We start from the raw sequence: 9,994 nt of genomic DNA, 5'->3' as shown, positions 1-9,994 counted from the left end.
CTGCGCGCACCGTGCCACCAACGCGCTGAGTACTTTTTTTCTCTGAGATCGCCACGGAATCGCTTTATGAAGATGCGCTGGCGTCTGCCTTTCGAGCTTCAAATCAGCTCAACGAATCCCCGCCCTCGCCGTGCCTCTGAGCCGCGAGGAAAGCTTACCCCTGCGCCTCGCATTTCGCCTTTGCGCCTCGTTCTTGCCTTGGCAACGGCGGCTATTCTCTCACTTCTTCTTTGTATTCACTTGCTCCCCAACCGGGTCAATGTCGAGCTAGAGATGGTCTCACACCAGGACGTGACTGCCCCGCGGACGGCACGCTACGAAGACACTGAGGCGACACTGCGCCTGCGGGAAGATGCGATCAGCCAGATTGACAAGCGCTACCAACTCATTCCCGATGCCAGCCGCAATGCACAAGAGGCGATTCGGACAGTCTTTGAGGCCATTGCCACCCCCGTTCGCGATCATCCCGAGCTCGAAGACATTCGGCGACAGTCCGGCCTCAGCCTGACTCAGCCCACTCTGGATGCCCTCAGTGCCGCCTCCCCAGAGCTATTTCAGAAAGCACAGAAGGTGGCGACAAACCTGGTCATTCGAACCATGGAGGGAACTCTGCGGGACGATACCAATGACCTCACCATCGCACGCCGTGGCCTCGTCGCCGACCCCATCTTGCTGGATCTCCCCGAGAACCTTCGCGCCCCCGTCGCCGCCCTCTGTAGCGAGTCCCTGACGGAAAACCGGCACTACGATGCCCGCTCTACCCAGCGTGCACGGGATGAAGCGGAGGCCCAGGTACCGCGCCAGACTCGCCGGATTGCCGCAGGTGAGCTGGTGCTGCGAAACGGTGAGAAGGTAACCCAAGCGCACCTGGATGCACTGACCGCACTGGGACTTCGCAACGCCACGCTGGATGCCCTCTCGATTCTCGTGATTGTCCTTATGGTCAATCTCATCGTGGCATTTGTGACGGTCTACCTGAAGGTCTTTCACCGGGATCTCTATCGGAACACCAAGCGGCTCTTTCTGCTCGCCATTTTGACGGTGGTCTCCGTGATGGGGATCAAGCTCGGCTCAACTCTACTGGGTCTACCCTTTACGGGGGTCAATCTCTCGTATCTGGGGATGATGTGCGTGGCCTCTGCGGGGATGGTGATTGCACTGCTCATCTCGCCCTCGGTCGCGACACTGGTTGTCGCACTCCTTGCGGTGACGAGCGGTGTCGTGCTCAACAACGAGCTTCGCTTTACGGTCTTTACTCTGGGCTCCTCGCTAGCCGGGATTGTCTCGGTGGCCTCGATGCGCAACCGAGGTGACGTGTTCCGGGCAGGAGCCGCCGTCTGTGGTGCCAATGCCATCCTCAGCCTGCTCGTCGCCCAGATGGAGCACGATCTGCCCCGCGAAATTTTAACGGGTGTCCTGATGGGAATCGGCTCTGGCCTCGTGGCTCTTGCCCTGTTCTATCTAGGTGTCTGGTGTCTGGAACGTCCCTTTGGAATCACCACCCACCTGCGCCTCTTAGAGCTCTCGGATCCGGCAACCCCGATCCTGCAAGACTTTCGGATGGCGGTGCCGGGAACGTATGCGCACTCGCTCATGGTCGGCAACCTCGCGCACGCCGCCGCCGAAGCGATTGAGGCGGATGCGATGCTGGTTCGCGTGGCGGCCTACTACCACGATCTGGGCAAGATGAACCGCCCAGAGTTTTTTATCGAGAACCAGTCCAACGCCGAGAATGTCCACGACCGGATTAGCCCCTCGCTCTCCGCGCTGGTGCTCGTCAATCATGTCAAAGAGGGCCTGGAGATCGCCGAGCGCGTCGGGCTGCCTCCCAAGGTGCGCGAGGTGATCTCCCAGCACCACGGCACGACCCTGATGAAGTTTTTCTACCACCAGGCTACCGGCGGTGTCCCCGATGCCACGCTGGAGTCGCAGTTTCGCTACCCCGGCCCCAAACCCCAGAGCAAAGAGGCAGCTATTCTGATGCTCGCCGACGGCGTAGAAGCCGCATCGCGCGTCTTGGACAAGCCGAGCCCGCAGCGTGTCACCGAGTTTGTGGCCCGCATGATCGAGGACAAGCGCGCTGACGGCCAGCTCGACGAGTGCCCGCTCACCCTGCGGGATCTCAAGGTGATCCAGGATGTCTTCACCCGGACGCTCTGTGCGACTCTGCACGCCCGTATCGAGTACCCCAAAGATGCAAAAGACACCAAAGAGAGCCCGAATGAGAGCAGTAAAGATCGAGATCGCCCTTCAGAACCAGCATCCGATAGCCCACCTGCCGTGGAGTCGGGCCGCCGCCGCCGCACAAAAACTCCTCTCGGAATGCCTTAGTGCCCCCCCCCCTAACCCCCGCCCGGCGGGGGGATCTATTGAGGTAAGCGTCTTGATTGTCACCGACGACGCGATTCAAGCTCTCAATGCACTGTGGCGGGGAAAAGACAAGCCCACCGACGTGCTCTCTTGGCCCCAGTCCGAACCGGACGAGCCACTCACCGAGCAGCTTGGCGACGTGGTCATCTCCCGCGACACGGCGGAGCGTCAGGCACGCGCCCGTGGCTGGGAGCTAGAAGACGAGCTGGCGCTACTGCTTGTCCATGGAATTCTGCACCTACTCGGCCACGAAGATGATACCGAGGCGGGCTCCGAAAAAATGAAGGAGGTCGAGCGGCGCATCTTAGGCAAACCACTCGACCCCCTTCCCTAGCTCAGAGATAAGAAACTAATCTTCCTGGATGCTCCACTCAGCCGCCCTGGACGACCCCCACTTCTTGTAGCCTGCGTGGCCATCGCCAAAGAGGCAGACAAAGCCACCGAAGTGTCGGTTAGAAACCTTAGAGGCGGTAATGTTATTGTAGCGATCAGTACGGATTTCTTGCTGAATTCCTCGGATGGAGTTGCCCTGATCGCAGACGGTTGTCCAAGCATCCATAATATGGATAGTACTGGCCGGTTGTGCAACAGCAGCTTCCGAAACGGAGAGAGTGGTTCCCGTAGTAACAAAGCCACTCTTATCTTGTCCCGCAAACCCAACAGTCGTCCAGTTTGTTGCATTTGACGATCCGAGAGGGATCAGATTACGCCCATAGGAGAGCCGGTTCACTAGCCCATAGGGTCTTGTAGAGCCATCACCTTGCGCGGCAGGAGCGAATCGCGTGTTAACGGTTGTGACACCACAGTAAGTACCGGTTGTAGAAACCCCATTGATAGTTAGCGTCACAGCCCGTGCAGCCGTTTCTCCGTCGGGACAAACAAAGACACCTTCATTCTTAATGTAAGGAAAGATCAGGGTTGGCCAAGAAATCACAGAGTTTGCTGGAGGAGGAGGGGTTGCATCCGCAGGTCCTAAGGGAATCTGTGAGGGAGGATAAGTCTCGTCGTAGTCTTGCACATACATCATGACTGCCGTACCAATTTGTTTTAAGTTGGAGAGACAAGCAGTCTGGCGGGCTTTGGCGCGGGCCTGGGCAAAGACGGGAAAGAGAATAGCGGCGAGAATCGCGATGATAGCGATGACGACTAAGAGCTCAATGAGCGTAAAGGCAGATTTTCGATTCATAAAATAAAGAAGTCCTTTCTAGTACACAGTAAGAAAGTATACCCGGAAAAAGAGCCTGCGCCTCGACATGAGTACGCAGACTCTTAGAGTAGGGTTATGGAGAGAGCTTAGTTGGAGTAACCCTGACCGTACGGATCCCAAGCGTTTTTGTCGCTGACAACCTTCACCGCGGCGTTGGCTTTGGCATGTCCATCGAGGAAGATACAGTTCAGCATCTGAGAGTGACGCGACTTAACTCTCTCTAGCATCTGCGCATCCGTCATGCTGGCCTCAGGAGAGCCGGGCCGAGGAAAGGCAGTGCCGTTGCCCAGGTTCTTCCAGTCGTTGTTGGCAAAAAACTGACTGTTGCCTACCACACGACAAAGGGTTCCACAGGCGGGACCGGCGTTGTAGTAGCTGCCATCCGCCATGGCGATGGTATCCGCAGGCGTATTCATCGCAGCAAGTGTCATGTCAATATTGGTATGAAAAACTGCTTTATTGACCGGGTAGGAGTTGTTGCCACCATAAGAGCGGAAGACCGCAGGGTTGTCACTGTCCGCACCCGTGGGATCGAGGTTCACCCAAGCGGAGGGGCGGGAGGGGCAGCGCCAGACCTGATCGTTCTTGATGTAGGAGTTGAGAATCCAGTTCAGAAAGACAACGGTTCGGGTACTCGTGCCACACCAACCCGCAGGAGCCGTGACGCAGACAGGATTAATTCCCGTCGGGGTGTACAGCGCCGAGGGGTAACGGTAGCGTGGGATCGTCTCGTCATAGTCCTGCGAGTACATCATCAGCGCAGTACCGATCTGCTTCATGTTCGAGAGACAGGCGGTCTGGCGGGCCTTTTCACGAGCCTGGGCGAAGACAGGGAAGAGAATGGCGGCGAGAATCGCGATGATCGCGATCACAACTAAGAGCTCAATGAGCGTAAAGGCAGATTTTCGAGTCATAAAACATTAGTCCTTTCGGGCAGCAAGATCAGTCAAACCATAAAAATAGCCAGCACAACTGATATTCGTGCTGGCCTGCATTGGCCCACAGAGAGTCCCTAAGAAAACTCCCATGGATTAAGACAGTACCAATTATACCAACTGTTCCATAGATTTTCTACCTGCTCATTTTAGGGGCGCTAGGTTTCCAATTTGTTAACAAACGAAGAATGCTTAGTTACAGATGTCGTCCTGAATCGTCCACATACAAGGCGTGGTCGAGCCCCATTTCTTGTAGCCTGAGTGGCCGTCTCCGTAGAGAATCACAAAGCCGCCGGAGTGGCGAGGGGCGACCTTAGAGGGAGGGCTGTCCTTAAACATGTCCGTGCGGATGTCTTGCTGAAGGCCGCGTATGGAGGCGCCGTAGGTCAGCGGGTTTGCTGCCGCGTTGCCGCCTGCCATGCCATCTACGATATGGATCGTACTCGCAGGCTCGGAGATCTCGGCCATCGAGCGGGTAAACGTGGTGCCGGTGCCCACCCAGCCGGACTTGAGGTTGCCGACGTAGTCCACGAACCCCGGATAGGTCTTGCCGTTGTTGCAGACCCGCCCCGCGATTAGCGCATCCCAGGGGTTGCCATTGGTGGTGGGAATGAGGTTGCGGCTGTAGGAAAGTCGCGGCACCAGGCAGACCGCCGGATCACTGCCATCTCCCCCATTGCCCGCCGTGGTGGTTCCTTTGGTGACTCCCATGTAGAGGCGGTTGGAGGTGTTGGTAATATACTGAGGATCGGGAGCCTGTGGGGACTCGTTGGCGCTAGGGCAGACAAATACCTGAGCGTTTTTGATATAGGGCTGGATAATCGAGGGCCAGGAGACCAGGTTAATGCCCGCCGTTCCGTTCTGTGAGGGCACGATGGACTCGTCGTAGTCCTGGGCGTACATCAGAACCGACGTGCCGATCTGCTTCATGTTTGAGAGGCAGGCCGCCTGGCGCGCTTTCTCACGGGCTTGGGCGAAAACGGGAAAGAGAACAGCAGCAAGAATCGCGATAATGGCGATCACTACCAAAAGTTCAATAAGCGTAAAAACGCGACGGTTAGACATAGCAAGGCTTAGTCTACCGGGGCGACGCGCTCGGATTGTTAACCAAACGATAAAAGAATACAGCACCCGCCCCGCACTTGCGGGGCGGATGTTATTTCTAAATTAGTCCTCTTCGATGGTGAAGCGGAACATGTAGGGGCGGTTTCCGCCCAGCTTGGTATCAATCCGGGTCTCGGCGATGTACTGGAGACGATGGGCTTTGGCGTGGCCATCGGCCCAGACGACATTGGTGAGCTTCTGATGGCGGCCTAAGATCGCGCCGTTGTTGTTGCGGTTGATGAGCACCGGGCTCGGCCAGCCGATCTCGATGGGTGCAAGGGGCGCGGCATCTACCAGATCACGGCGGTAGAAGTCGCCGCTCTGGCCGTAGTTTTGCACCTCGCAGATCAAGACGGTGTCGGCGGGAACGGCCAGCGAAGCGAGCGGCATGTTGTTGGGCGCGGTGTAGGTGCCTGCCAGGCCGTAGTACATATTGTTGATGGCGTAGGAGCCAAAGCGCCGCCCGATGTTGCCGTTAGACGTCGTGGTGCCATCGCCACAGAGCGCCTCGCGCTTGACGAGGCTCAGGTTGCCGCCGGTGTGGGGCTGGTAGACATACTTCTTATTGCCCGCAATCGCGAAGTTGGGGCCACCGACGGTAAGCGGGCCGCTGATGGTGCTAAATCCGTCCGAGGGGCAGTTGAAGACCTGCTCGTTCTTAATGTAGGGGTAGATCACGTCCATCCAGCGCGGGGTGGAGCAGTCCACAAAATGATTGCCCTCCAGCACGCGGGGCGGGTCGGAGTGGGCGTTGCGTGGAATCACCTCATCGTAGTCTTGGGCGTACATCATCATCGCCGTTCCGATTTGCTTGGTATTGGAGAGGCAAGCCGTGCCTCGGGCCTTGTCGCGGGCCTGAGCAAAAACAGGGAAGAGAATAGCGGCGAGAATCGCGATAATGGCGATGACAACGAGAAGCTCAATGAGCGTAAAAGCAGTGCGTGTTCGTGACATAGGTTCAGAACCTCCAGCCTCCCATACTATCGAGGCTGAGGGCTTTTTATATTAAATAAAAGCTAAAAATTTGGGAACGATCTTTCTCACCCAAGCCGTATTAGTGCTAACGGTAGGGCTTAGAATCACTCCGATTGAAGCGATCGGAGAGGCTTTAGAGGTTATCGGAGGGACGATAGAGGCTACCGTTAGAAAGACTATCACGATGGCTCAAATTAAACTCGATCTCGAAAACATGCCCTTGCCTACCAAGATACAGTTTGCACGGCAAGTGATCACGGCACTGACAAACAACCCTGACTTCCCCTCTCCCGAACCGACGATTGCGGAGCTTACCACCCAGACAGGGGCCACGGAGGGAGCCTATAACACCGCACAAGCCTCCCGGCAGAAAGCCATCTCCGACACGGCCACCCAGAACGACGAAGAAAAACAGCTCGATGCGCTTCTGACCCGCCTGGGCAGCTACGTTCAGCTCAAGTCCGCAGGCCAGGAGGTCAAGATTCGCAGTGCGGGAATGCAGGTCAAGGCTCCTTTGGCTCCGGTAGGCCCGCTGGGTGCCCCCGAGAATCTTCTCCTGACCGATGGCGGCAGCGAGGGCACTCTGGTTGCTTCCTGGGGGAAGATACGCGGTGCCGTCAGCTACATTGTGGAGACGACCACCGCGCCCGATGCCAAGAGCGGGTGGAGCTATGCCAGCGCCACCACCAAGACCCGCCTCTCTCTCACCGGCCTCAGCAGTGGCACGCGCTACTGGTGCCGCGTCGCCGCCTTGGGAGCCGCCGGACAGGGGCCGTTCTCCGATCCTGCGGCAAAAGTCGCGCCGTAGACAAAAAAATGCCCCGCTCGGCACTGCCGAGCGGGGCGTTTTTCTAAGAGAGGTTCTTAGCGAACCTGCACACCTGCCTGATCCAAAACCGGCTGGCCAGAGGGGAAGTAGGTACGGCCCCAGAGGAAGCGGTTCGGGTTGATGGTGTCATTGAAGCGGTGCCACTTGGCATGACCGTCGGCAAACATGTAGTTAGAGCCACCGCTGTGACGACCAGGGGACATGAAGCGAATGTGCAGACCACCGTCGGCAGCGCTTCCACGGCAGCCTGCAGTGTTGGTGATCGCACGAGTATCTGCGGGGCCGCCCCAGCCTTCGGCACCTTGGGCCGCAGCTTGGGTTATGGCAAAGATCGGGCCGGTCACATCAGCAACACTCTGCCCCGCCCACTGTCCGCCACCTGCCGTTCGCATTATGGCATTGACAGGTCGGTGGCTCTTGTTGCGGCGCTCGTTGTTCTGCTGGCCTGTGGAGCCGAGGAAGATACAGTTGCTAAAGTCGGTCATCTCACCGATGGCAATAACATCGGCAGGAGCATCCACCGCCGCCATCGAGACAACATTCGGAGCATCCTGAGGCCCACGCTTGCGGGGCATAATGGAAGAGTTCGGGATATAAGAGAGACGCGGAACCTGTGCCTCACAACCAATCTGGGTGATATTGGTCCAGTCGGCACAAGCAGGGTTATCTGGCCCTACACCTCGGAGAGCATCGGAAGGACAGACCCAAACCTGGGCATTCTTAAGATAAGGATTGATAAGAACGCTCATGTGAACATATCCACCCGCCGAACCACCATTTACAGTAGCGGTATTATTCTTGTAGTAGTAGGCAGTGGGGTAGGTTTCATCGTAGTCTTGGACATACTGCATAACACCAAGACCAATTTGCTTTTGATTTGAAAGACAAGAGGTCTGGCGTGCCTTTTCACGGGCTTGTGCAAACACAGGGAAGAGAATAGCGGCGAGGATCGCGATGATCGCGATAACGACGAGTAGCTCGATAAGCGTAAATGCGCGCTTCTGCATAATTTTTAAACTCCTAAATTCTTTTATCACAGGAAGCCTTGCGCCTGTGAAGTAAACCGTAAGATATTATCAGAAAAGCTCTAAAATTAATATTAAGAAAAGATAAAGATTAAGTTAAATAATTTTAATAAAAAACGCTATTTTTCTTAATTTCACATTAAATAACAAAAAATGCCCTTATCCTGCTTCAGAAGCATAGATCATAGCGCCACTCTTATATTAAGATTCTTAAGCCGTCAGGCGATCACGAGCGATACCAAATACCTCCTACAAAAATCACCGTCGGATAAATCCAGCGGCTTAAGAGGGCGACGGCTACCTTCGTAGCCAACCGAATTTACTGCGTCCGAAGGGACGCGTTACCCTCTTAAGCCGAGGGTTTTAACCTACGGTGACTTTGGCAAGCGGTACAATAGGCACTGTGACCCTACCTGACTTTCGCCGCCGCAAGGCAACTAAGACAAATCAAGAGCGCATTAGCTTCGTGACCTGCTACGACTGCGCTTTTGCCCGCCTCATTGCTCAGACGGAGCTAGACTGCATTCTGGTCGGCGACTCGGTGGCGATGGTCGTGCACGGACATTCCAGCACGCTTGCCGCCGACCTAGCGATGATGGTCTTTCACACCGAGTCCGTCGCACGCGGCGCAGGCGGAAAGTTTATCGTCGCTGACATCCCGTTTTTAGAGCACCGCAAGGGCCAGAGCGAGGCCGTGAGCGCAGCGCAGGCGCTCTTGCGAGCCGGAGCGCAGGCCATCAAGCTAGAAGGCGCGGCGGGGAATTTGGAGATCATCCAGAACCTAGTCGAGGGCGGCGTCCCGGTGATGGGCCATATCGGGCTAACGCCGCAGTTTATCCATGCCTTCGGGGGCTTCAAAGTCCAGGGCCGCGAAGACTCCGCCGCGGAGAAGATTCTCGCCGACGCAAAAGCGCTCGAAGCCGCAGGTGTCTTCGCCATAGTGATCGAGGGCGTCCCCGCGAGCCTGGGTAAGCGCATCACCGACGCCCTGAGTATTCCCACGATTGGCATTGGTGCGGGGCCAGACTGCGACGGCCAAGTGCTGGTCCTCCACGACCTACTCGGCTTCACCGAGAAGCCTCCGAAATTTGCAAGAGCCTTCGGCCAAGTCGCACACGCCTCCGTTGCTGCATTGGGTGCCTACGACGAGGCCGTAAAGTCCAGCACGTTCCCTGCCGCAAAGGAGAGCTACTCGTGACGATTTTCCATACCCCTGCTGAGTGGCGTGCGCTTCGGCCCAAAAACTTCACCCTTGGGTTTGTCCCGACAATGGGAGCGCTCCACGAGGGGCACTTGGCCCTAGTCAAGACCGCGCTCGCGCAGTGTGAGCACGCCGTGGTGAGTATCTATGTGAATCCGACACAGTTCAACAACCCCGACGACTTCGCAAAATACCCAAGCACGTTCACTGACGACTGCCAAATGCTCGAAGCCATCGGCTGTGGATTTGTCTTTGCCCCCACCTACGAGACACTCTACCCCGATGGCTACCGGTATCGCGTCACCGAGAATTTAACGAGCACACTCCTAGAAGGTGCCCACCGCCCCG

The 9,994-nt window shown here is 56.8% G+C and carries 10 protein-coding genes; 5 read left to right on the top strand and 5 right to left on the bottom strand.

What is annotated here, in order from left to right; genetic code table 11:
- The first annotated feature begins 66 nt into the window (after positions 1 to 66).
- The gene (locus tag RMO15_RS06895; protein WP_309709687.1) at positions 67 to 2,331 is read left to right on the top strand and encodes an HDIG domain-containing metalloprotein; all 2,265 of its coding nucleotides are present in this window, start codon (positions 67 to 69) and stop codon (positions 2,329 to 2,331) included.
- Complete coding sequence (gene ybeY, locus RMO15_RS06890) at positions 2,222 to 2,704, top strand: rRNA maturation RNase YbeY (RefSeq protein WP_309709684.1); 483 nt, start codon at positions 2,222 to 2,224, stop codon at positions 2,702 to 2,704. Before RMO15_RS06895 ends, ybeY begins: the two co-directional genes overlap by 110 nt.
- Positions 2,705 to 2,719: 15 nt before the next feature.
- Here ybeY and RMO15_RS06885 read toward each other — a convergent pair whose 3' ends face one another.
- The 4 genes from RMO15_RS06885 to RMO15_RS06870 all read right to left on the bottom strand — a co-directional run bounded on the left by RMO15_RS06885 (position 2,720) and on the right by RMO15_RS06870 (position 6,570).
- Positions 2,720 to 3,556: a DUF1559 domain-containing protein gene (locus RMO15_RS06885; RefSeq protein WP_309709681.1), complete on the bottom strand. Its 837-nt coding sequence runs from the start codon at positions 3,554 to 3,556 to the stop codon at positions 2,720 to 2,722.
- Positions 3,557 to 3,663: 107 nt separating this feature from the next.
- Positions 3,664 to 4,491: a DUF1559 domain-containing protein gene (locus RMO15_RS06880; protein WP_309709678.1), complete on the bottom strand. Its 828-nt coding sequence runs from the start codon at positions 4,489 to 4,491 to the stop codon at positions 3,664 to 3,666.
- Positions 4,492 to 4,704: 213 nt separating this feature from the next.
- Positions 4,705 to 5,577, bottom strand: a complete 873-nt coding sequence (locus tag RMO15_RS06875; RefSeq protein WP_309709676.1) for a DUF1559 domain-containing protein — start codon at positions 5,575 to 5,577, stop codon at positions 4,705 to 4,707.
- 102 nt (positions 5,578 to 5,679) lie between these two features.
- A complete protein-coding gene (locus RMO15_RS06870) occupies positions 5,680 to 6,570 on the bottom strand; it encodes a DUF1559 domain-containing protein (protein WP_309709673.1) in 891 nt (296 codons plus the stop codon).
- A gap of 205 nt (positions 6,571 to 6,775) precedes the next feature.
- On the opposite strand from RMO15_RS06870, the gene RMO15_RS06865 reads away from it, so the two are divergent.
- Entirely contained in the window at positions 6,776 to 7,399 is a 624-nt protein-coding gene (locus RMO15_RS06865; protein WP_309709669.1) for a fibronectin type III domain-containing protein, read from the top strand.
- Positions 7,400 to 7,455: 56 nt separating this feature from the next.
- On the opposite strand, the gene RMO15_RS06860 is transcribed toward RMO15_RS06865, so the two are convergent.
- The gene (locus RMO15_RS06860) at positions 7,456 to 8,427 is read right to left on the bottom strand and encodes a DUF1559 domain-containing protein (protein ID WP_309709666.1); all 972 of its coding nucleotides are present in this window, start codon (positions 8,425 to 8,427) and stop codon (positions 7,456 to 7,458) included.
- A 421-nt stretch (positions 8,428 to 8,848) separates the two neighbouring features.
- Between RMO15_RS06860 and panB the strand changes: the two genes are divergently transcribed.
- Both panB and RMO15_RS06850 read left to right on the top strand, forming a co-directional pair.
- Positions 8,849 to 9,643 (top strand): 3-methyl-2-oxobutanoate hydroxymethyltransferase, encoded by a 795-nt coding sequence (panB, locus tag RMO15_RS06855; RefSeq protein ID WP_309709663.1) that lies wholly within the window; start codon positions 8,849 to 8,851, stop codon positions 9,641 to 9,643.
- On the top strand, positions 9,640 to 9,994 hold a 355-nt coding region (locus RMO15_RS06850; RefSeq protein ID WP_309709661.1), incomplete at its 3' end, for a pantoate--beta-alanine ligase. The genes panB and RMO15_RS06850, both read left to right, overlap by 4 nt.

It is taken from the genome of Armatimonas sp. (assembly GCF_031410135.1).
GTDB lineage: Bacteria > Armatimonadota > Armatimonadia > Armatimonadales > Armatimonadaceae > Armatimonas.
This window is presented reverse-complemented; position numbering and strand designations above follow the sequence as displayed.